Annotated in this window: 16 protein-coding genes; 3 read left to right on the forward strand and 13 right to left on the reverse strand. The window is 38.2% G+C overall.

The window, feature by feature from the left end; translation table 11 throughout:
* Nucleotides 1-109 precede the first annotated feature (109 nt).
* The 3 genes from EUBELI_RS13610 to EUBELI_RS06070 all read right to left on the reverse strand — a co-directional run bounded on the left by EUBELI_RS13610 (nt 110) and on the right by EUBELI_RS06070 (nt 6,748).
* Nucleotides 110-3,970: a pectate lyase family protein gene (locus EUBELI_RS13610; protein ID WP_012739482.1), complete on the reverse strand. Its 3,861-nt coding sequence runs from the start codon at nt 3,968-3,970 to the stop codon at nt 110-112.
* 220 nt (nt 3,971-4,190) lie between these two features.
* Entirely contained in the window at nt 4,191-4,793 is a 603-nt protein-coding gene (locus EUBELI_RS06065; RefSeq protein WP_041688625.1) for a metallophosphoesterase family protein, read from the reverse strand.
* 38 nt (nt 4,794-4,831) lie between these two features.
* Nucleotides 4,832-6,748, reverse strand: a complete 1,917-nt coding sequence (locus EUBELI_RS06070) for a BMP family ABC transporter substrate-binding protein (protein ID WP_012739484.1) — start codon at nt 6,746-6,748, stop codon at nt 4,832-4,834.
* A gap of 249 nt (nt 6,749-6,997) precedes the next feature.
* Between EUBELI_RS06070 and EUBELI_RS06075 the strand changes: the two genes are divergently transcribed.
* Nucleotides 6,998-8,146: an aminotransferase class I/II-fold pyridoxal phosphate-dependent enzyme gene (locus EUBELI_RS06075; protein WP_041688135.1), complete on the forward strand. Its 1,149-nt coding sequence runs from the start codon at nt 6,998-7,000 to the stop codon at nt 8,144-8,146.
* 95 nt (nt 8,147-8,241) lie between these two features.
* Here EUBELI_RS06075 and EUBELI_RS06080 read toward each other — a convergent pair whose 3' ends face one another.
* The 5 genes from EUBELI_RS06080 to ppdK form a co-directional block, all read right to left on the reverse strand.
* Nucleotides 8,242-8,880: a bifunctional 4-hydroxy-2-oxoglutarate aldolase/2-dehydro-3-deoxy-phosphogluconate aldolase gene (locus tag EUBELI_RS06080; RefSeq protein WP_022097684.1), complete on the reverse strand. Its 639-nt coding sequence runs from the start codon at nt 8,878-8,880 to the stop codon at nt 8,242-8,244.
* 63 nt (nt 8,881-8,943) lie between these two features.
* Entirely contained in the window at nt 8,944-10,239 is a 1,296-nt protein-coding gene (locus EUBELI_RS06085) for an MATE family efflux transporter (RefSeq protein ID WP_012739487.1), read from the reverse strand.
* A 111-nt stretch (nt 10,240-10,350) separates the two neighbouring features.
* The gene (gene upp, locus EUBELI_RS06090) at nt 10,351-10,998 is read right to left on the reverse strand and encodes a uracil phosphoribosyltransferase (protein WP_012739488.1); all 648 of its coding nucleotides are present in this window, start codon (nt 10,996-10,998) and stop codon (nt 10,351-10,353) included.
* Between the two features lie 29 nt (nt 10,999-11,027).
* Complete coding sequence (locus EUBELI_RS06095) at nt 11,028-12,455, reverse strand: uracil-xanthine permease family protein (protein WP_012739489.1); 1,428 nt, start codon at nt 12,453-12,455, stop codon at nt 11,028-11,030.
* Between the two features lie 149 nt (nt 12,456-12,604).
* Entirely contained in the window at nt 12,605-15,235 is a 2,631-nt protein-coding gene (gene ppdK / locus EUBELI_RS06100) for a pyruvate, phosphate dikinase (protein ID WP_012739490.1), read from the reverse strand.
* A 234-nt stretch (nt 15,236-15,469) separates the two neighbouring features.
* Here ppdK and EUBELI_RS06105 point away from each other — a divergent pair, with 234 nt between their 5' ends.
* On the forward strand, nt 15,470-15,640 hold the full coding sequence (locus EUBELI_RS06105) for a DUF4250 domain-containing protein (RefSeq protein ID WP_012739491.1): 171 nt from the start codon (nt 15,470-15,472) through the stop codon (nt 15,638-15,640).
* Nucleotides 15,641-15,699: 59 nt separating this feature from the next.
* Here EUBELI_RS06105 and clpB read toward each other — a convergent pair whose 3' ends face one another.
* From clpB to EUBELI_RS06130, 5 genes are all read right to left on the reverse strand, one after another.
* A complete protein-coding gene (clpB, locus tag EUBELI_RS06110; RefSeq protein WP_012739492.1) occupies nt 15,700-18,297 on the reverse strand; it encodes an ATP-dependent chaperone ClpB in 2,598 nt (865 codons plus the stop codon).
* Between the two features lie 209 nt (nt 18,298-18,506).
* Nucleotides 18,507-19,742, reverse strand: a complete 1,236-nt coding sequence (locus EUBELI_RS06115) for a glycerate kinase type-2 family protein (protein ID WP_041688137.1) — start codon at nt 19,740-19,742, stop codon at nt 18,507-18,509.
* Between the two features lie 42 nt (nt 19,743-19,784).
* Complete coding sequence (gene garR / locus EUBELI_RS06120; RefSeq protein ID WP_012739494.1) at nt 19,785-20,660, reverse strand: 2-hydroxy-3-oxopropionate reductase; 876 nt, start codon at nt 20,658-20,660, stop codon at nt 19,785-19,787.
* 125 nt (nt 20,661-20,785) lie between these two features.
* Nucleotides 20,786-22,177 carry a GntP family permease gene (locus tag EUBELI_RS06125; protein ID WP_012739495.1) on the reverse strand — a complete coding sequence of 464 codons (1,392 nt, stop codon included), beginning with the start codon at nt 22,175-22,177 and terminating at the stop codon, nt 20,786-20,788.
* A 120-nt stretch (nt 22,178-22,297) separates the two neighbouring features.
* Nucleotides 22,298-23,470 (reverse strand): CdaR family transcriptional regulator, encoded by a 1,173-nt coding sequence (locus tag EUBELI_RS06130; protein WP_012739496.1) that lies wholly within the window; start codon nt 23,468-23,470, stop codon nt 22,298-22,300.
* 161 nt (nt 23,471-23,631) lie between these two features.
* On the opposite strand from EUBELI_RS06130, the gene hcp reads away from it, so the two are divergent.
* Nucleotides 23,632-25,305, forward strand: coding sequence for a hydroxylamine reductase (hcp, locus tag EUBELI_RS06135; RefSeq protein WP_012739497.1), 1,674 nt, complete (start codon nt 23,632-23,634; stop codon nt 25,303-25,305).
* Nucleotides 25,306-25,339 lie beyond the last annotated feature (34 nt).

The following is a 25,339-nucleotide window of genomic DNA, read 5'->3' on the forward strand; positions in this document are numbered from 1 at the left end:
CATACATTTACAACCGATATTCCTCTTCAATTAAAAAGGCTCACAGCAAAAAAGCTGCCCCCAATGGATAACTCCATCGGAAGCAGCCTTGTAATAATATTATATTTTATTAGTAAGCAATACCATTAGATACTTCTACATAATAAATATTAACTCCACCAGATTCTGATACAATATAATATTCACCTGCTTCATCCAGTCTGAATGATACTGATTTAAGTGATGAGCCTGGAATCTTTGATGTACTTGTTACATCATTGCCATTCTTATCAATAATCTTAATAAGTCTGCTTGTATCTGTATCTGAGCTTGTAGCATATATCTTTACCTTAGATTCACCTGCTGTCTTAAATGCAATAGCTCTTGCATATTCACTTCCTGCACCGCCAAGCTTGATTCTCTTAGTAAAGCTGATGTTCTTATAGTCTTTTGCACTCTTATCAACTGTTACTGTTTTCTTGCTTGTTGCAACAATCTTAAATCCATCAACAACAGTTGAGCTCTTAATCTTGCCTGTTGATACATCGTTAGCATTAAGAATTAACTTTTCACCCTTTGTGGATACTGAGGTTGCTTCAGTTGCTTTTGTCGGAGCCTGTGTCTCCTTTGTTGTTGCCTCTGTCGCCTTAGTTGGAGCCTGTGTCTCCTTTGTTGTTGCCTCTGTCGCCTTTGTCGGAGCCTGCGTCTCCTTTGTTGCTGCCTCTGTCGCCTTTGTTGTTTCCTGAGCCTTTGTTGTCTCTTCTGGCTTAGTTACTTCAGATGATGAATTCTTTGAAGATACACTAATCATCTGATTAGCAACATTGAATCTTGCTCCCATTGATGCATAGCTTCCTATTGTCTCATAGAGACCGTTCATATTAACAGTTCCATCAGAATTTCTAAGCTGTTTATCTATATTTTTGCTCATATCAATTGCATTAACAGTGTTCTTAAACATTCCGGCTGTCTTAGCAGGGTCAGTTACAACAGTTCCCTTCTTATCACCACTCACTAAAGATGTAAGAACAGAACCTGTAAGACTGAAATACTTTCCAGAGTTGTAATAGATTGAGTTAGCCATCTTGCCTGTGAACTTATCTGAATCTATTGCACCTGCTGAAACAAGTCCCATGAATATTGCATCACTTGATGTTCTGTAACATAAGAAGTTGCCCTTCTTTGCAAATTTACCATTGCCCCATGCTGTGACATTCATAATTGTAAGGCCTGTTGGGTTATTATTATCTGTAAATCCTGTTGCACCATTGTCAAATGATAAGCAGTTCATTACCTTATGTGGTGTTCCAACACCTGAACCGCCAAGCTTGAAGCCATTCATATCTCCATTAGCATAATGAACACCATTAGATAATGTTCCATTATTAAATGCCACACAGTTTCTAATTGTAATTACACCTATAGGACCTGTTGCACTCTTTGCAAATAAATCCCATCCATCATCTGAGTTGCTGTATGATATACATCCATCAAACACATTGCCTTCACCACATGTAAGCTTTGCAGCAAAACCATCTGCATTCTCACCTGTACCGCCCTGGTCAGGGAAATCACAGTTATCATGTGATGTACAGTTGATAATCAGGTTATTTGATGGCCATAAATCCTTAGTAGCAGCTGTTGTGTCATATCTTGAAATCTGAAGTCCTGAATCTCTGTTTGCCTCAAATACACATTTTTCAAAAATGTTGTTATTACCAGCAAGTAATACTCCGTTATCACCTGCGCCATAGAAGTTAATTCCCTGGAAATACCAGTAATCTCCATCTACAACTACACCTCTGTTAGCTCCATCAAGCTTCTGTGCTGAGAAATCAAACTTAACTTCCTTGCCACTTTCAGCCTTTACAATAATATAAGAGCCTGATTTTCCATTCATGGCATTATTAATTACGATTGTATCAGAAAACTTATATGTTCCCTCTTTTACAATAATTACATCGCCGGACTTAGCTGAACTGATTGCATTAAGAATTTCATTTGAAGATGATACATACTTTGCATTCTTGAAATCTGCATCCTTCTTATTACTGATATCTGTGTACGCACCTGAGTAAGAAAGACTTGTCTTATCGTATGATGTTGTTGCATCTGAACCAGCTGTTTCCTTCTCAGTTGCCTTTGTTGCGCTCTCTGTTGCTTTTGTTGTTGTCTGTGTTTCCTTAGTTGTTGCCTGTGTAGCTTTTGTTGTACTCTCTGTTGCCTTAGTTTCTTCTGTTGTTGGATCTGGTGAAACAATCTTTGCATTAGTACCACCTACAGAAACAAGGTCTGTATTCTTGTAATTAGTAACTGTTGCCTTTAATTCCTTATCTATGGCATATACAGAATCATCTTTATCAGAGAATGTCCATGGAATTACTCCACCGCCAAGGCTTCCTGCTCCCTTTGCAGATGTTACTACTGAAGGTACATCTTCTGCATTATTAAGGCTTCCTGATTTAACCCCGAGATCCTTAGTTGTATCAAAGTTATCATAAGATGTTCCACCTGCTACAGTCTTATATGAAGATGGAACTTTTTCATCTGCTGATTTTGCAAGGTATGCATCAAATGATGCAGCATTTGCAGAATCACCTGTTTCTGAAACAGCATTTGCATAGATAATCTTCTGTGCACCTACGATAACATTTCCTGATGCTTTAATGATACCACCGTTCTCACCTGAGAATGTACCCTCACCAAGTGCATCTGTTCCCTGATTAGATGAAAGCATTGGATTCTTGCAGTTTCTGAAATAGTTATTCTGTATGAATAATGAAGAACCCATTGTTGAACCTGCACCATACTTTGCATTGCCATCGTAGTAGTTGTTATACATATGCACTGACATTGTTCTTACTCTTGCATGTCTTGAATCAGAGTGATCAAACCAGTTATGATGATATGTAATATAGTTAGGACCAGATTCACTCTTCATTCCACATAAAGAGCACTTACCTGAGTCATAAAAATGTACATATGAAACTGTTATATACTGTGAATTACCTTTAATGTCAATTGAACCATCACCCTTTGCCTGGTCAGCATCTCCACCTGCTTTACCATAGTACAGATCAACATTGTGAATCCATACATTGCAGTTTGCTGTATCGAGAGAAATACCATCATCCATGAAATTGATAATTGAGAAATTTCTCATCTCAACATTTCCTGCATTTCTTAAGAGGAAACCGAATCCATTGATTGTCGCATCATTTCCGATACCCTCTATTGTCATATTAAGATTTGAATAAGCACTAGCGCCTTTAATCTGTACTCCCTCAGATGAACTTGAAAACTTATCCATTGCAGCATCTGTAACACATCCGATTACACGGACATCAAGTGCTCTTGTTTCTATCCCCTTGCTAGCACTCTTTGTATATGCATCAATTATTGTCTGAAGACCTGTATATTCCTTCTCTCCCTTTGCCTCTTTTACTGATGCCTTAATAGTCTTTGCATTATCGTTAGTAACATAAAGAACAATTGCATCTTTCTTAAGTGTTCCATCCTCATTGTAAGCACCTGAACCTGTCTTATACTTTGATTCAGATGAAAATGCAAATCCGGATCTGTCATATGAACTTACATTAAGTGTCTTAGTAACCTGTGCTTTGTCAGTAACTTCCTTTCCGTTCTTTACAGGAACTACCTTAATAACATAGTCACCTGCCGCAAGTCCTACTGCATCAACCCTGTAGTAGTTCTTATACTTTCTGATAAGTTCATTGTCGATTCTTGCATAAGCAGAATCTGACTGGCTGGCTTTCTTGATATATGCTGTATATCCTTCTGCCTGATTATCAATGGACCACTGTGCATATGCTGACTCTAACCATCCTGCCGCACCATCAATAAATTTTACTGTTCCAACATCTGCCTTCACTGTAAGAAGTGATGTAGGAATCACGATACTCACAACCATAACTAGTGCAAGTACCCATGCCCATTTTCTACGGGCTGCTTTGCTAATAATAGCTTTCATGTTTTGCTTTTCCTCCTCAATACATTAATTTGTGCATTTTGCTTTAACAAGCAAGGGTTTATGTCATTATATTAGCAACTTTTACTCAAAAAGTACATGTATGTTAAGTAGGAAATAGGTACCATATTCATAATTTTTATGTATTTCATGTGAAAATATGTCAAAAATATGTAAAACACCGTAGCACATTTGCTGGTAAGCTAATATGCCACGGTGCAGATTAAACATCCGGATATTCAAATATATATCTCTCATACCCATTAATTATCTTAGTATTCTCATTATACTCATATTCCTGCTTAAACTTCATCTGGTAGCTCTTATGGATATGACCATGGATAAAATACTTAGGCTTATATTTTTCCAACAGATAATTAAAGCCCTCAAAACCCTTATGCGGTTCGTCAGGCCCGTCACCTATTCCCGCTGCCGGAGAATGTGTAAGCAATATATCAAAGCCCTTATTCTTCTTTATCGAAAACCACATTTTATTAATCCTGCGGTTCATTTCTTTCTGTGTATACTGGTTCTTTCCCTTCTTATATCTTATAGAACCACCAAGTCCCATTATACGGACCCCCTTATACACATATATCTTATTCTCAATATTGATACATCCATCCGGTGGCTGTATCTCATAACAGTCATCATGATTGCCATGCACATAAAGAACAGGTACTTTTGTAAATGATGCCAGAAACGACAGATACTGGGGCTTTAAATCCCCTGCTGAAAGTATAAGATCTATACCTTCCAATTTTTCCTTTTCGAAATAATCCCATAAGTACTTTGATTCAACATCCGCTAACACAAGTATTTTCATTAATAATTCCCCAGCCACCACTGCAGGCAGCATGCTTTCTATTCTTCTTCTTTGATAACACCCTGAAGTGCCATTTTTAATTTAGCATTATCTGTAAGTTCATCATACCGAGGCAGTCTGCCAACCACATTATCAAGCAGCCAGTCCATAGTAATTATATGTTCCGGATCAATAAGCTTTCCTTCTTCAACCCTTATATTACCCTGCTGATCTTTTAATTCGCCCTCAAACACTCTGAACCTTGCCTCCTTAAGTTCTTTCTCAAAGAGCTTTACAAGCCTCTTAGTTGCTGATGGAAGGCTCTCTGAATATATAAGATCAACAACTCCTGCTGACATTCCCCACCAGTAATTAAGTGCTTTTACATTATCTCCGTCCTCATCCTTACTCCATGAACCGCTCATAATGCTCTGGATAAGCTTTTCATAAAAAACTCCCCAGTGCCATACAGGCATAGCCAGATGCTTATCTGAATCACTTGCTTTATACAATCCAAATCTTCTCTTGCTCTTGCCCGGAGTAATCATATCCTGATTAGATATAATGCTTATATTCTTCTTAGCAAGATTTCCCTCAGAATCATTATCATTAATACTATTCCATTCAAGGTAAACCTTGGCTCTTGGATTAACAAACTTTACTCCCAGTGCAAATGCATTAATATTCGCACACGCTCCATAAACCGGATTATCAGCTATATAACCAACATTATCATCATCAGCCATTGAGCCTGCAATAATTCCCGTTATAAACTTTGCTTCAAACATTCTCGCATAATATGACCTTATATATTTATGTGAAATATTAAGTGAACAATCAAGAATCTTTACTGACGGATGTGCTATTGCAGCTTTTAGTCCGGCCATACTCATTGCCGACGATGTCAGGAATATCAGGTCACAGCCTTTCTCTATAAGTCTGTTAATTGCTGCCTCATCACTCTGCTCTGGTATCACATTCTCCTCTACATATGTTTCTATCTGGTCACCAAATGTATCATCAATATACTGTCTTCCAAGCTCATGTGCATAGCACCACTCTGAATCCTGCGGAGTCTTTTCATACACAAATCCAACCTTAAGCTTCTTAACTCCTCCCATTGGAAGCAGATAGCTTAATATATTCTTCTTAGGTGCTGCAGCTGGTGTCATCTTAAGTTCCACTTCGCTGTTATCATCAATAAGCTCGAATTCAGCCCATGTCTTGGCAACATTCTTTGCCATCTCAGACTTAGTCATTCTCTTAACAGCATCATATCCGTGAATGTGAATGAATCGTAAAAATGAATCTCCCGTCGGAAAATCGAACTTATCCCCTCCTCTTGATTCATAAGCAAGCCTGAAATTAAGATAGCACGAAACAAGGTCTTTCTTATCATCCTCATCCATTGGTTCTCCTGGTGTAATTCCAACCAGCTCCATAAGAGTTGTAAAACTGCCCTCTTTACTGAAATATATATCATTTAACTTAGTAGATTTATAAAAATCCATGAATTCATAATATATCTTAACATCAGGATCATCACTATACTTAGGTATCTTTCTTATAACCTGTGCACTTACTGTCACCGCCTTAAAATACTTAAGTACACTGACTCTTTTATTACCTTCAAGCACATAGAACTTATTCATGTACTCATATACTTTAATATCGTCTCTTATTCCCTCATTTACCTGACTGTCGCTAAGTGAAGCCCACTTTGCCGAAAATTCTGTTCCCCAGTCAAGTATAGGCATAAAGTTGTCTGCAAATGCTGTAGTTCTTCCTGCTGTACATGTTCCTACTACCAGCCTTAATGGAATCTGGTCACTTCCAAGACTGACTTCTCTGTCAATACTGCTTTCATCAATAATATCCTCCAGAACCGGAAGATATGGATAAGTACCCTTATTTACACACGCATGATATTCTTTTTTACCAATCTTTACTGCACTGAGATAATCCTGCACTGACATATCTTTTACCTTTCCTTTCTGTCTGCATTCTACCCTTTAATGTTCCTGTATGTAACATTTGCAGACCGCCATATCTTATTTATTTCTACTTACATATATAAAACTATCACATTTTCACCAAAAAATACACCTTAAAATTGACTTTTGTTAATTATGCTAGTATCTTATTCGATAGGCTTGAAATTTTTCTATATTTCCGGTCTGAATAAAATGCATGCAGATACGCATTTAAAGAAATGGAGTATACATATGAATATTGAATTTTCTAAAAGAGCTGACCGCTTTGGCAGCAACATTTTTAATATACTTAATGAAAAGAAGAACGACCGACTTGCACAGGGAAAGCCGGTATATAACTTTACTGTAGGGACTCCTGATTTCAAGCCTGATGAATCTGTTATGAAGGTTGTTTCAGATGCAGCACTTGATCCTGAGAATTACAAATACTCACTTGGTGATACTGATGAGCTGCTTGACGCCGTATGCAAATGGTACAAACGCCGTTACAACACTGTTATCACACCTGATGAAGTCACCTCTGTATTCGGAACTCAGGAAGGTATGGCTCATATTGCCCTTGCTTTGTGCAATCCGGGAGATTTATGCTTAGTTCCTAATCCGGGATATCCTATATTCGAGATTGGACCATTCCTGTGTGATGCACAGATTGCTTATTACAATCTTCTTCCAGAGAATGATTATCTTATAGATTTTGATTCTATTGATGAAGATACTGCAAAAAGAGCCAAAATGATGGTTGTATCTTATCCACTGAATCCTGTATGTGCTACTGCACCTGATGAATTCTACGATAAACTCATCGCATTTGCAAAGAAATATAACATCATTATTATTCACGACAACGCATATTCTGAGATTATATATGACGGACAGATTGGTGGCTCTTTCTTAAGCCACGAAGGTGCTATGGAAGTCGGAGTTGAATTCAACTCTCTTTCTAAGACTTATAATCTTACTGGTCTGCGCCTTTCATTTCTTATCGGAAACCGTGAAATCGTAAGCAAATTCAAAACTGTCCGCTCACAATTTGACTATGGAACAAGTCTTATATACCAGAAAGCTGCTGTTGCTGCACTTAACGGTCCGCAGGAATATGTCGCTGACAACCGTGCTGAATATGAGTTAAGAAGAAATGCTCTCGTTGCCGGAATTAAGAAGCTTGGACTTAAACCTGCTGATGTTAAAGGCACAATGTTTGTATGGGCTGCCATTCCTGACGGCTATACCAGTTCAGCTGATTATGTTATGGAACTTCTTAATAAGACTGGCGTTTTATGTACACCTGGAAGCAGCTTCGGAAGCCTTGGAGAAGGTCATGTAAGATTTGCCCTTGTACTTCCCCATGAAGAAATTGAGAATATTTTTTCTAATCTGTAATTCACTAAAAAACATAATATACGTACAAAACCCCGTATCCTGCAAAACAGAATACGGGGTTTATATGTATCTTTGCTATTAACAATCACTGGTAATTAGCCACGGATCTTCTTAACAAGAGCAACAGCCTCTGCTGTCATATCCTTAATCTTGTCAAATTCTCCTGCCTTAATCATATCACCCTTAACCATCCATGAACCACCACAGCAGAATATCTTATCGCATGATAAGAATTCCTCAAGGTTAGCTGTGTTGATACCACCTGTAGGCATGATTCTTACATTAGTGTAAGCTGCGCACATAGCCTTGATCATCTTAATTCCACCTGCAGCTGTAGCTGGGAAGAATTTAACTCTTGTAAGGCCTCTCTTAACAGCCTGTGCAAGCTCTGAAGGTGTAACGATACCTGGCATAACAGGAATGTTCTTAGAAATACAGTAATCAACGATTTCTGGATCAAATCCTGGGCTTACGATAACTGAAGCACCAGCTGCTACAGCTCTGTCAACCTGCTCTGTTGTAAGTACTGTACCTGCTGCAAGTACCATATCTGGATATGCTTCATGCATAAGACGGATAGATTCCTCAGCTGCTGCTGTACGGAATGTAACCTCTGCACAAGGAAGACCACCATCAACTAAAGCCTTAGCTAATGGAAGTGCATCTTTAGCATCATTCAATACTACTACTGGAATTACTCCAAGTTCTTCAAATTTGTCTGCAATATTGCTCATAATTATATAGACTCCTTTCATATTTTCCCAATCTCTGGGATAATTTTGTCCGCAAATATTCTATCACACTCTCAGCACCATTACAAGCATTATAAATGTTGTTATTCCCTCAGCAACGGCATACGCAAGCCATACTCCTGTCATTCCAAAAAGTGCTGACATTACAAAAACTGCACCTAAAATCAGCACAAATCCTCTTGCCACAGAAACAACTGCCGCTTTAAACGCATCCTCTGTTGCACTGAATGCACCGCCACCTACAATATTAATTCCCGCAAAGAATATTCCAATAAAATATAACTTAACGCCTTCTGTTGCGTAAAGCCTTAACATTTCTGAACCTTCACTGTTAAACACTGCGACAAACTGTCCTGCAAATATAAACAATATACTATACATAACCGCTGCAAGTACCAATGCTGTTGTATATCCCATTCGTTTTAACTGTTTACATCCATCCTTGTCTCCCCTGCCGAAACAACTGCTTATAAGTGGCTGACTTCCCTGTGCAACACCATTAAATACCGCAGTTGTGACAATTGCAATATTAGCCACAACTCCGTATGCAGCTACTCCGACATTACCAGCCAGCTTAAGAATTACGAAATTAAAAACAAGTGTAATAACAGCTGATGACATCTCTCCAACAAATGCCGATATACCAAGCTGGCACCCTGCCACAAGTTTTCTGACTGAAGGCTTACACACAACAAGCCTGACACTGCTTTTCTTAGAGAAGAAATGTATGCTGCATATTCCCATTCCGATAATCGGCGACAAAGCTGTTGCCAGTGCTGCACCTTCCATTCCCAGATTCATCGGGAACATGAGAATATAGTCAAATACTATATTAAACAGACTGCTAAAAAGTGTTGCACTCATAGCAATTCCCGGTGCTCCGTCATTTCTTACAAATGCATTAGTCACATAATTACACATAAACATCGGTGCAAAACACATGAATATCTTAGTGTAATTATTCCCAACTGCTACAATATGTTCATCAGCTCCTAGAACACGCATGATATCTGCCGAAAAGAATATTCCGGCAAAAACGAATATCATACTTGACAATATACACCATATTAATGCATTCCAGAAATAATCATCTGCATCTGCATCTTTTTTAATCTTACTGATTGCATATCTTATAGCTGAACCAACACCAATCATCTCACCAATTGAGAATATTATACTATATAATGGCATAACAAGATTTAATGCTGTAAGTCCGTCTGCTCCCTTTGCTATAGATATAAAATACGAGTCAGCAAGAACGTAGCATGAAAACCCTATCATTCCGAGAATATTCTGCGATACATATTTAGAAAAATTCTTTCTGTTTTCCTCCTTGCTCATCGAAATCTCCTTAATTAAATAATATAAGTTACAAAAACGGCTCCCGTTGGGAGCCGCATTTTACACACTATCATATCTCTTAGCGCAAAGCAATTACATGCCCATAATTATTTACTTAGTTCCGAAGATTCGGTCTCCGGCATCCCCAAGTCCTGGGCAGATATAAGCATCTGCATTAAGCTCTCTGTCAAGATGTCCAATGTATATCTGAACATCCGGATGTGCCTTATGAAGCTTTTCAACTCCCTCTGGGGCAGCTATGATACACATGAACTTAATCTGCTTTCCGCCAACCTTCTTTATCTGGTCAATTGCATCAACTGCCGAACCACCTGTTGCAAGCATCGGATCTGTTACAACAATAGTTCTTTCCTCAATTGGATGTGGAAGCTTGCAGTAATATGGTACCGGCTCATGTGTCTCTTCATTACGGTACATTCCAATATGTCCAACCTTAGCTGTTGGTACAAGTGAAAGTACACCAGGAACCATGCCAAGGCCTGCCCTTAAGATAGGAACAATTGCAAGCTTACGTCCTGAAATCATAGGTGTCATACAAGTCTCAATAGGTGTCTCAATCTCTACATCTTCTGTTGGAAGATCTGATAATGCCTCAAAACCTTCAAGCATAGCTATTTCTTCAACGAGCTTTCTAAATTCATTAGTTCCTGTTTTCTTATCTCTAAGAATTGAAATCTTATGCTGGATAAGTGGATGTGTAAATATTGTTATATTCTTCTCATTCTCAAAATCCATCATTATTAAGTACCTCCAAATTTTATTGTTATTTACTTATTATCTTCTGATTCTTCTTTTTCAGAGTCTGTGTTCATAACATAAACTCCACGGCTGCTGTCACCTGCTGGATTCTTACCGAATTCATAATCATTACCAGGTAATATAGCATTAAGAAGAATACCTGCTATAGCAGCGATTGCAAGTGCTGTAAGTGTTATAGATGTTCCACCGATTGTAAATGTAAGTCCACCACCGAAGCCTAAACCACATACAAATATAACACCTGCAATAATAAGGTTTCTTGACTTAGTAAGGTCAACCTTGTTCTCAACAACATTTCTTACACCGATAGCTGAAATCATACCATAAAGCATGAATGATATACCACCGATAATTGCTGTTGGCATAGTTGATATAACTGATGAAAACTTAGGTATGAATGAAAGTATAATTGCAAATACTGCTGCGATTCTGATTACTCTTGGGTCATATACCTTAGAAAGTTCAAGAACTCCTGTGTTCTCACCATATGTAGTATTAGCCGGACCTCCAATTGCACCTGCAAATGCTGTTGCAACACCATCACCAATAAGTGTTCTGTGAAGACCTGGATCTGCTAAATAGTTTTCTTCAACTGTAGCCGAAATAGCTGACATATCTCCGATATGTTCCATCATTGTTGCAATAGCAATAGGTGCCATTACAAGGATTGCTGTTACATCAAATTTCATAAACTGGAACTTTGGAATTCCAACCCATGAAGCAGATGCAATTGATGAGAAATTAAGTATTGCTGAACCATCAGGATTATGTACGCCGCATGCATTAAGAATAAGTGCAAATACATATGAAATTACTACGCCCATAAGAATAGGAATAATCTTGAAAAGCCCCTTGCCCCATATATTGAATATAATAATTACAGCAAGTGCAACAAATGCAAGTAACCAGTTAGTTGAAGCATTTGTAATAGCTGAACCTGCAAGTGAAAGGCCAATACATATAATGATAGGTCCTGTAACTACAGGTGGAAGGAATTTCATAACTCTGTTGACTCCAACAAGCTTAATTATAAGTGCAAGTACAAAGTAAAGCATTCCGGCAACAAATATACCACCACATGCATAAGCAGCTTTATCATTAGCTGACATTCCAGCATACATACCGCTGTCAAGATTAGCTACTGTGTAGAATCCACCAAGAAATGCAAAGGAAGATCCTAAGAATGCAGGTACTTTGAATTTAGTACACAGGTGGAATATCAATGTACCAAAGCCTGCACAGAAAAGTGTTACTGATACAGACAGACCTCTGGTAAGCTCCTCACCGCAGGCAGCCTGAAAATATCCTGATACGAGAATAGGTACAAGAATAGTTGCGCCAAACATGGCAAACATATGCTGAATACCAAGAATCAGCATCTTCGCTTTACCAAGCTTTCTGGCATCACGAATAGGTTCGATTTTCTTTTGTTCCATAATACGCTCCAATCAATATATATTTTCATATTATTATAGAACATAATAAGATTTAGGGCAATGAAAAAATATTCCATTTTAAACATTTCGGGGCATGAAAAGCTTTTGCTTTCCATGCCCCGAAACTCGTGTTATGGTCAGAAATTGGATTATTTCTCTTCTGCAATAGCAGCCTGTGCTGCTGCAAGTCTTGCAATAGGTACTCTGAATGGTGAGCAGCTCACATAATCAAGCCCAATCTTGTGGCAGAATGCAACTGATGAAGGATCTCCTCCATGCTCTCCACAGATACCTATGTGAAGATTCGGATTAACCGGTCTTCCAAGCTTTATTGTCATCTCCATAAGCTTGCCTACACCATTCTGGTCAAGCTTTGCAAATGGGTCATTCTCAAATATCTTAGATTCATAGTATGCATTAAGGAACTTACCAGCGTCATCTCTTGAGAATCCGAATGTCATCTGTGTAAGATCGTTAGTACCAAAGCAGAAGAAATCAGCTTCCTTAGCAATCTCATCAGCAGTAAGTGCAGCTCTTGGAATCTCAATCATAGTACCAACCTCGTATTCAAGGTCGATTCCTGCTGCCTTAATCTCTTCATCTGCTGTCTCAACAACAGTCTTCTTTACATACTTTAATTCCTTAACCTCACAGATAAGCGGAATCATAATCTCCGGCTTAACATTCCAGTCAGGATGTACCTTCTTAACATTGATTGCAGCTCTTATAACAGCTCTTGTCTGCATCTTGGCAATCTCTGGATATGTTACTGCAAGACGGCATCCTCTGTGTCCCATCATTGGATTAAACTCATGAAGACTTGCAATAATATTCTTAATAGTCTCTACTGACTTGCCCTGTGATTCAGCTAACTTCTTAATATCTTCTTCCTCTGTAGGAACAAATTCATGAAGAGGTGGATCTAGGAATCTGATAGTTACAGGATTACCTTCAAGTGCCTCATAAAGTGCTTCGAAATCTCCCTGCTGATATGGCAGAATCTTATCCAGTGCTGCTTCTCTTTCTTCTACAGTATCAGAACATATCATCTCTCTGAATGCTGCAATTCTGTCCTCTTCAAAGAACATATGCTCAGTACGGCAAAGTCCGATACCTTCTGCTCCAAGTTCTCTTGCCTTCTTGGCATCCTTAGGAGTATCTGCATTAGTACGAACCTTTAACTTTCTGTACTTATCAGCCCACTCCATAACTCTTCCAAACTCTCCTGCAATCTTGGCATCAACCGTAGGAATCTGTCCATCATATATGTTGCCTGTTGTACCATCAATAGATATATAATCTCCTTCATGGTATTCCTTGCCTGCAAGTGTGAACTTCTTATTAGCTTCATCCATTGCAATATCACCACAGCCAGATACACAGCAGGTTCCCATACCTCTTGCAACAACCGCTGCATGGCTTGTCATACCTCCTCTTACAGTAAGAATACCCTGTGAAGCCTTCATACCTGTAATATCTTCTGGCGATGTCTCAAGTCTTACAAGAACAACCTTCTCTCCTCTTGCATTCCACTCTTCTGCGTCTTCTGCTGAGAAAACAATCTTACCACATGCAGCGCCAGGAGATGCTCCAAGACCTCTTCCTGCTGGAGTTGCAGCCTTAAGTGCAGCTGCATCAAACTGAGGATGAAGAAGTGTATCAAGATTACGAGGATCAATCATTGCAACTGCTTCCTTCTCTGTTCTCATCCCCTCATCTACAAAATCGCATGCAATCTTTAATGCTGCCTGTGCTGTTCTCTTACCATTACGTGTCTGTAACATGAACAGCTTGCCATGCTCTACTGTAAATTCCATATCCTGCATATCTCTGTAATGTTCTTCCAGAGTTGCACACACATCCTTAAACTGCTCAAATGCTTCCGGGAACTTCTCACTCATTTCCTGAATATGCATTGGAGTTCTTACTCCGGCAACAACATCTTCACCCTGTGCGTTAGTAAGGAACTCTCCAAAAAGTCCTTTAGCACCAGTTGCAGGATCTCTTGTAAATGCAACACCAGTTCCACAGTCATCCCCCATATTACCAAATGCCATAGACTGTACATTAACTGCTGTTCCCCAAGAATAAGGAATATCATTATCTCTTCTGTATACATTAGCTCTTGGGTTGTCCCATGAACGGAATACAGCTTTTATAGCTCCGTATAACTGTTCCTTAGGATCATCTGGGAAATCCTTGCCAATCTTAGACTTATATTCAGCCTTAAACTGTGTTGCAAGCTCCTTAAGATCATCCGCTGTAAGCTCTACATCAAGCTTAACCCCTCTCTCATCCTTCATCTTGTCAATAAGCTCTTCGAAATATTTCTTACCAACTTCCATAACTACATCTGAATACATCTGGATAAATCTTCTATAACAATCCCATGCCCATCTTGGATTTCCGGATTTCTGTGCAATTACATTAACAACATCCTCATTAAGTCCAAGATTAAGAATAGTATCCATCATACCCGGCATAGAAGCTCTCGCTCCAGAACGAACAGAAACTAAAAGTGGATTCTCCATATCTCCAAACTTCTTGCCTGTAATCTGTTCCATCTTCTCAATATGTTCGTTAATCTGTCCCATGATCTCATTATTGATCTCTCTACCATCCTCGTAATACTGGGTACAAGCTTCTGTTGTAATTGTGAATCCCTGTGGTACAGGTAGACCGATATTAGTCATCTCTGCCAAGTTAGCACCTTTACCTCCGAGAAGCTCACGCATATCTGCGTTACCCTCTGTAAACAAATACACCCATTTCTTTCCCATAACAAAACCTCCATAATTTAATATTCAGTTATTTAAGTAGTATATTTCTTAGCTTGTTAAAATTATAACATAGTAATCGTTTTCGTGCAACCATAAATGTATTTATTTTAATACAATTTTATATACAAGCCTTACATTTACAGAATATGCTTAATATGGGAAAATATTCATGCTGTACTAAATAGTACAACAATAGAGCCATCACTGAAAACACAATATAAGGAGGATTTTTCTATGCCTAAAGACCCTGTTATGCTTTTAAGCTTTGTCAATACACAACTTCGAGACAATTACAATACATTAGAGGAACTGTGCAAATCTTATATGGTTTCTGAGGAAGAGATAACTGATAAGTTAAAGACAATTAATTACGAATATAATAGTGAAAAGAACCAGTTTGTTTAAAAAGCAGGTATAATATACAGACTCACTCTGCACATTACACCTGCTATATCAATTACTTATTATTTCTGTCTTGCAGCGGCTCTGGCTGTCAGCTTTCCATCTACAAGGTCAATAACAATATCATCCCCTGTATTGATATTGCCTGCAAGTATTAACTTGGCTGCCAGTGTCTCAACTGTCTTCTGGACATATCTCTTAAGCGGTCTTGCACCATACATTGGGTCAAATCCGTTTTCAACTATGAAATCCTTGGCTGCATCTGTAAGAACAATCTCAAGCTCTTTATCTGCAAGTCTCTTGTTAACATCTGCAACAAGAAGATTGATAATATTGCTGATATTATCCTTAGTAAGAGGCTTGAACATAATTATCTCATCAAGACGATTAAGGAATTCAGGTCTGAAATGATTCTTTAAATCACCCATAACAGCTTCCTCTGCCTCTGGCTTAATTGAGCCATCAGGATTGATGCCTTCAAGCAGATATGAAGAACCAATGTTACTTGTCATTATGATTATAGTGTTCTTAAAATCCACAGTTCTTCCCTGTGAATCAGTGATACGGCCATCATCAAGTACCTGTAAGAGGACATTAAATACATCTGGATGTGCTTTCTCAACTTCATCAAAAAGAACAACTGAATATGGTTTTCTTCTTACTGCTTCTGTAAGCTGTCCACCTTCATCATAACCTACATATCCTGGAGGCGCTCCGATAAGTCTGGATACTGAATACTTCTCCATATACTCGGACATATCAAGTCTTACTATATTAGATTCATCATCAAACAGACTCTCAGCAAGTGCCTTTGCAAGCTCTGTCTTACCTACACCTGTAGGTCCTAAGAACAGGAATGAACCGATTGGCTTAGTCGGGTCTTTAATACCAGCCTTAGACCTTATGATTGCCTCTGTAACCTTAGTAACACCTTCATCCTGACCGATAACTCTCTTGTGGAGCTGTTCATCAAGATTAAGAGTTTTCTGTCTTTCAGACTCACTTAACTTGCTAACCGGAATACCAGTCCATCTTGATATAATCTTGGCAATCTCTTCCTCAGTAACACTTTCATGAACAAGACTCATATCTCTATTACTTGACTTCTTCTCAGCTTCTTCCAAAGCCTTCTGTGCCTGTGGAAGTTTACCATACTGAAGTTCTGCTGCCTTATTAAGATCATATTCTCTCTTAGCCTGTGCTATCTGGGTATTAATCTGGTCAATCTCTTCCTTTAACTTGCTTACCTGGTCAACAGAAGATTTCTCGCTGTCCCATTTAGCTTTCTGGATATTGAAATCAGACCTTAATTCAGATAATTCCTTCTGTAATGCATCAAGTCTTTCCTTACTGAGGTTATCTGTCTCTTTCTTAAGAGCAGCCTCCTCAATCTCAAGCTGCATAATCTTTCTTCTCTTCTCATCAAGTTCGGCAGGCATTGAATCAAGTTCAGTCTTAATCATTGCACATGCCTCATCTACAAGGTCAATAGCCTTATCTGGCAGGAATCTGTCTGAAATATATCTGTCTGACAAAGTAGCTGCACTTACAAGTGCGCCATCTGTAATCTTAACTCCATGGAACACTTCATATCTGTCCTTAAGACCTCTAAGGATTGAGATAGTATCCTCAACTGTAGGCTCATCAACCATAACCGGCTGGAATCGTCTTTCAAGTGCCGGGTCTTTCTCAATATACTCTCTGTGCTCATCAAGAGTTGTAGCACCTATACAATGAAGTTCACCACGGGCAAGCATTGGCTTTAACATATTACCTGCGTCCATAGCACCTTCTGTCTTACCTGCACCGACAATAGTGTGAATTTCATCAATAAACAGAATTATCTGTCCTTCAGATTTCTTAACCTCGTCAAGTACAGCCTTAAGTCTTTCCTCGAATTCACCACGATACTTTGCACCTGCAACAAGTGCGCCCATATCCAGTGCAAAAAGCTTCTTATCCTTTAAGCCTTCTGGAACATCACCTCTTACAATTCTCTGTGCAAGTCCTTCAACAACTGCTGTTTTACCAACACCTGGCTCACCAATAAGAACCGGATTGTTCTTAGTCTTACGGGAAAGAATTCTTATTACATTTCTTATTTCATTATCTCTTCCGATAACCGGATCAAGTTTTCCATCCTTGGCTCTTTCTACAAGGTCTGTAGCATATTTGCTAAGAGTATCATAAGTTGCCTCCGGATTATCCGAAGTAACACTCTGGTTACCTCTTACTGTCGCAAGGGCTGACAGGAATGATTCCCTGTTAATTCCATATGTCTTAAAAAGCTGCTTTATACCCTTGTTAGGTGCTGCAATCATCGCAAGCATAAGATGCTCAACAGAAACATATGCATCCCCCATTCTCTTTGCTTCATCTTCAGCATTTACTAAAACCTTATTAAGATCATTGCTTACATAAAGCTGTACATTTCCTGAAACCTTATTCTTCTGGCTAAGTAAAGTCTCAATATTCTTAATAAATGTGTCCTTATCAATTCCCATCTTCTCTATCAGGCTCGCGATAAGACTATCTTCTATAGTTAAGAGACTGTACAGAAAATGTTCCTGATCAATCTCCTGATTACCATAATCGTAGGCAATCTTCTCGCACTGGTTAACAGCCTCAATAGACTTCTGTGTAAACTTATTAATGTTCATACGATTACCTCCTTCTATTACAATGAATGCTTAACTTCACTGTTTATCTATTGTTTTCCTCTTACAATTGATGTTATACATCTCATTGTTAGCACTGTCAAGAGGTGAGTGCTAATGAATTTATTAAAAAAATATAAAGCCAGCAAAATACTGGCTTTACACTATAATAAATAATTAAATTATATATTTTTATCGCTTTATGTACCTTATCAATCTGATATAAGCAGCACAGAAACATCATTAACATTTGTTCCCGTAGGACCTGTTATAATAAGCCCCTCTGTTAGTTTCAATGCATTATAAGCATCATTATTCTTAAGCACTTCAAATATATCTATTCCTTTATTCTTTAAGACTCCTGCTGTATCACCATCGCTATATCCACCTGCCGCATCCGTAGGTCCGTCTGTTCCATCGCTGCCTATACTGAATACTGCTGCATTTGACATTCCCTTAATACCTTCTGCTGCTGATAATGCAATCTCCTGATTTCTTCCGCCTTTACCATGTCCGGTAATATTAACAACAGTTTCTCCGCCTGCTATGTATGCCAGCTTCTTTCCTGACTTACAATGTGTCTTTGCTATAGATGCAAGAAAACTTCCGGCTTCTTTTGCCTGACAGCATAGCTGGTCAGTAAGCATTACTGGTTCATATCCATACTGTAAGCACTCTCTTGAAACTGCACTGCATAATTCACGCACACTTCCATTAATAAATGTTGTTACGTTATCAAGTTTCTTTGGAGTTTCAATATCCATCAGTTTATTAGCCATCTCACTAAGATTCAGATTATATTTTTCTACAATATGTTTTGCTTCTTCACATGTTGTTGTATCTGCACATGCCGGACCTGAAGCAATCATATCCAGTGGGTCACCAAGTATATCTGATAATACTATTGATAATACATGCGCCGGTTCACATAATTTTGCAAACCGTCCGCCCTTTACTTCTGATAAGCGTTTTCTTATCGTATTAATCTCAACAATATCTGCACCGCATGCAAGTAACTGATTAGTTATATCCTGCAATTCTTCTCCTGTAATCTTCGGCTTCTCAAATAAAGCACTTCCTCCACCTGAAAGAAGAAAAAGCACTGTATCATTCTTATTGAGTCCGCTTACCATCTCAATAGCTGCCTGTGTTGCTTTAAATGAATTCTCATCTGGAACAGGGTGGCCTGCCTCAAAACATTCTATTCTTTCAATCGGCTCTTTTACATGTCCATACTTCGTTATTACAATTCCTTCATTTATTCTGTCTCCCAGACAGTCACTTGCCGCCTTTGCCATCTGCCATGCGGCTTTTCCTACTGCTACAAGAATAACTTTTCCATCAAATTTCCTGTCATTAAGTGTTTTCTTAACTGCTTCATCCGGAAGAACTGCTTTAATTGCCGCATCAATTATATTGTCTGCAACCGCTCTTAATTCTTTATTCATAAGATTCTCCTTCCTGACATTATAATAACCTGTCAACAACATTTATAATTTTGTGTCTGCCAGTTTTTCATAATAATGTATAATTGCACTGTGGTCGCTGCTTCCATCTCCATTATTATGCAGATACTGCATTATTTCCTGAACCTGTGCCGTCATCGGTACTGGAGCTCCAACACTATGAGCACACTCAAGTGCATTATTCAAATCTTTAATATGCAAATCTACTCTGAATCCTGGTTCAACATTGTCCTCTATCATCATTGGAACTTTGGCATTCATAACAGTAGACCCTGCTAGTCCGCCTTTTATTGCCTCAAATACACGCTCAGGGTCTACTCCGGCTTTTTTTGCCAGAATGAAGCTTTCAGAAACTGCCTGGATATTACATGCAACAATTATCTGATTGGCAAGTTTTGTTGTATTTCCTGCTCCAAGTTCACCACATCTTGTAACTGATGAACCCATATGTGTAAGAATCTGTTTATACTTATCAAATGTTTTCTCATCTCCACCAACCATAAATGCAACTGTTCCATCTATTGCTTTAGGTTCTCCTCCTGACACAGGTGCATCAAGCATATCAATTCCTTTTTCTTTTAATACATCACCAATATATCTGCTGTCGACAGGATTAATTGAACTCATATCTATAAAACATGTTCCTTTTTTCATATAACCCGCAATACCATTTTCCCCAAGCATTACATCCTTTACCTGAGGACTGTTTGGAAGCATTGTTATAACCACATCACTTTCCATGCCAATCTGTTTTAAATCACCACTTCTCGCACCTGCCTGTACAAGTTCATCGACATTTTCCTTATGATGGTCATTAACAATCAATGTGTATCCAGCTCTGCAAAGATTCTTTGCCATCGGTTTTCCCATTATTCCCAATCCAACAAAGCCTATAACCATATATAATCCTCCTGATATTGTTCTAAATGTATTGTTATTATAACCTTTCTTTTATATAATAATGCGACCATACTGATAAGTCCATATAGTTCTCATAAGTATAGCCGCATTATGTAACATTTATATTATAAAATTAATGAAAGAATAAATATTTCAACCATTGCTGCAATACCCATTATTAATGTGCACACTGTCTGTGTCTTATATCCCTGTTCAGGATCCATGTCACCAAAATTAGTAACTACCCAGAAGTATGAGTCGTTAGCATGTGATACTGTCATGGCACCAGCGCCTATAGCCATTACACAAAGCACTGTCTTAACAGGTGAAGCAAGTCCAAGTGCTCCAAGCAGTGGAGCAATGATACCTGCTGTAGTTGTAATTGCAACCGTCGAAGAACCCTGTGCTGTCTTTAATATTGCTGCAAGAAGGAATGGGAAGAATATTCCAACTGCTGAAAGCACTTCTGCATGCTGTGTAATAAATGCAACCATTGAGCTTGATGAAATAACCTTTCCTAATACGCCACCAGCTGCTGTTACAAAAAGTATAGGACCAACTGTCTTTAATGTCTCATTGGTAATATTGTAAAAATCGGACATCTTATGTGCCGTTGCAAGCTGGATTACTCCAAATATTGTACCAACAGCAAGAGCTATAATTGGTTTTCCAAGGAACTGGCATGCTATGTCAAGTACGCCAGTCCAGCCAGCCATTGATGAAATTGAACCAAGTGCCATAAGAATGATTGGTACAAGAATTGGAGCTAATGCATTAAATCCATTAGGAAGCTTTCCATACTCTGCAACTAATTCTTCATATGTCTTGGTAACCTCTCCATTGTCTGTTACTTCATCAGCACTCTTTACTCTCTTTCCAATAAACTTAGCATATACAAGACCTGCTATAAGAGGAAATATTGAACATACAACACCAAGTCCCATTACAAGTAAAAGATTATCTCCCACTCCAAGTGTATTAGCAGCTGCTATCGGACCAGGTGTTGGCGGAATAAAAACATGAGAAATATAAAGTCCTGCTGAAAGTGCTACTGTCATTGCTACACTTGAAACTGCTGTTCTTTTTACAAGTGCTTTTCTTATTGGATTAAGAATTACAAAACCACTGTCACAAAACACAGGAATTGAAACAACCCAGCCCATAAGCTCTATTGCAAGTTCTGGTCTTTTCTTTCCTACTACCTTAATTACCATATCTGCCAGCTTCAATGCTGCTCCTGTTTTTTCAAGTACCGAGCCAATCAATGCACCTAATATAATAACAATACCGATGCTACTGAATGTACCTGAGAATCCAGCTCCTATAACTGTTGGAATTCCAGACACCTTTGTTCCGTCTGGTTTTACAGTATCAACAAATGGAATTCCTGCCATCATTGCAAGAATAAGTGATACCGCCATAATTGCTAAGAAAGGATGAACCTTAAACTTAGAGATTGCAACTATCATCACAATGATAGCCAACACAAATGCAATTATCAATGCTACTCCTGTCATAAAAACACCTCATTTCTATTTTATTGTTGTACGGTTTGCACAAACCTTTGTGCTTTGTATGACACAATAATAACATGTAAAGTTTAATAGCAAAATGTTACACAGCACATAATATCATTTTTATTTTGTATTATGTAACAATAATGGTAAATCATATTTTTCATTAATTAATTCATCAGTAATTATGTATGCCAGATACAACGCTGGACTTTCTGTTGGTTTCCTGACATCAAGTCCTGTTATTTCTTTCAGTTTTGATATTCTGTATTGTAATGTATTCTTATGAATATAAAGATTGTCTGCTGCTTTCTGTATTGATCCCTGTGCATTAAAATACGCTTTCAGCAACGCAATATTCTCACATACATCATTATAATCCATATCTTTGAATACCTTCTTTAAATATTCAAGCTTAATCTCTGTCGGTACATTGCTTATTAAAAGTTCAAGACTAATATCCTCATAGCATATAATCTGTTCATGTTTTTCAGCTGCAGCCGTCCATGCCCTATGTGCTTCAACATAAGCTTCATGCATATCATAGCTTTGGGCTGAATCTATACCAATATTCAGCTCAAACTTATCTTTTTCCCACACATATCCTGCCAGCTCTCCTGCAAATTTAACCACATTTTCCGTATCCATATTATCTATGATTATTATCTGTCTTGAAGCATTCCTGAAATGCATTTTATAATTATTTCTCTTTAAAAATGCATCAACATCATTTTCAAATTTTGCAATCTGAGACTGTCCCTGCTGTGAATCTTTAAGGTTGTCCAACTCATCTATGCTGGCAATAAACACTCTTCTTGGCTTATTAATATCTATTCCCAAAGCCATTCCACGGTCTTCTAAATCAGCATTCTTATATCCTCCATTTATAAGCCATTCTTCATAAAAAGCATTCCTTACACGCTTATTCATAAGCTGTCTATAGTTTGCACGACTCTCCATCAAAAGAATTTCCGTCATCTTTTTTAACAGTTTTCCAGACGTTATAACCTCTTCATATCCACCTGTCATTCCTATCACTCCTACTATTCCGCCATCAAGTTCAAGTGGAAGATTGATTCCTTTTTTTATGCCTTTTGATAAATCATCTTCATCAATATAATATTCCTCAAGATTTTCAGATATAATCTTATACGCACCATAATGAAAATCCCCTATTCTGGATTTATCACGACTTGCAATTATATGTCCTGTCTCATCCATAAGATTAATATTCTGTTTAACAAGTTTTGAAATTTCTTCAACAATCTGAGTTGCAGAATTCTTTGATATATGCATAACATGTACCTCCTCTTTGATAAGGATGTGACGGAATCCGTCACATATTCTTTCTATATATTATTGTACCATACATTTTTAATCATACAAATTTATGAATAAATCAGATATTCAGGATTCATAATATTAATTAATAATAATGAATCAAAAAGGAGTATTATATGAGTAATAATATGGATCTTGGATACGATATGTTCTGCTATCAATGTGAACAGACAGCCGGCGGAAAAGGATGCACTAAACTCGGCGTATGCGGAAAGACACCAGAAATAGCCAATCTTCAGGATTTGCTTATCTATCAGCTGAAAGGTATCAGCTTCTATGCCAGACATATTCTGGATTCAGGACTTAATGTTGACAAATCTGTTGTCAGCTTTATTGAGAATTGTCTTTTTACCACTCTTACCAATGTTAATTTCAATGTAGATGACCATGTCCATCTTCTTAAACAATCCCAGGACATCAAGAATAATCTGAAAAATATAGTAAGAACAACTGATTATATTACCCCATCTGCTGCATACGAACTGCCAGAAACTAAAGCTGATATGCTGCGTGACGCGCCAATGGCAGGTATTATGTACGACAAAACTCTGGATCCTGATATCCGCTCATTAAGACAGACTATTCTTTATGGTCTTAAAGGAATAAGCGCCTACGGTCATCAGGCAAGGGAACTTTCATACTATAGTGATAATGTTGACAATTTCTATATAATTGCACTCGAAGCAATAACAGATAACACCCTGACTGTCGAAGAACTTATCCGTCTGACTCTTAAAACAGGTGATATGGCTATTGAGATAATGAAAAAACTTGATGAAGCGAACACAACCATATATGGTAATCCATCACCACACTCGGTCAACGTTCACATTAAGAAAGGTCCCTTCATCATTGTTTCCGGTCATGACCTTAAAGACCTTGAAATGCTTCTTAAACAGACCGAAGGACTTGGCATTAATATATATACCCACGGGGAAATGCTCCCTTCCCATGGTTATGAAGGTCTTAAAAAATATAAGCATCTTGCAGGTAATTTTGGCGGCGCATGGCAGGACCAGCAGAAACAGTTTGATAATCTTCCCGGCTGTATCCTTATGACAACCAATTGTCTCATGCGTCCAAGAGACACATATAAAGACCGTATATATTCTACTAATGTTGTAGGCTGGGATGGCATAAAATATATAGAAAAGAAGCCTGACGGTGAAAAGGATTTTTCTGAAATCATAAAACAGTCTCTTGAACTTGGAGGCTTTACCGAAGAGCAGGAAGCAAAAGAAATTCTAGTAGGATTCGGACATGAAGCTGCTCTGTCTCATGCAGTTGAACTTGTTGAAGCGGTAAAATCAAAACAGATACGACATTTTTTCCTGATTGGTGGCTGTGATGGTGCAAGACCTGGCAGAAGTTATTTTACTGATTTTGCCACTATGGTTCCTGATGACTGCATGATTCTCACTCTCGCATGCGGCAAATATCGTTTCAATAAGCTTGATTTCGGCACAGTTGCCGGACTTCCAAGGCTTCTTGATATCGGACAGTGTAATGATGTATATTCTGCTATTCTTATTGCCAATGCCCTTTCAGATGCATTTGGTACAGATGTCAATGGACTTCCTTTATCTCTTATTGTTTCATGGTATGAGCAGAAGGCTGTTGCAGACCTTCTCGCCCTGTTAAGCCTTGGCATTAAGAATATTTATCTCGGTCCGACACTTCCAGCATTCTTAAGCCCTAATGTATTGCAGTACCTTGTAGACACTTTCCAGTTAAGACTTATAAGTAATCCGGAAGATGACATTAAGACATGTCTTGGACAGGCTATTTAAATGTTTCTCCTAAAAAGGCTGCCACAAAGTGACA

The sequence above is a fragment of the [Eubacterium] eligens ATCC 27750 genome, from assembly GCF_000146185.1.
GTDB lineage: Bacteria > Bacillota > Clostridia > Lachnospirales > Lachnospiraceae > Lachnospira > Lachnospira eligens.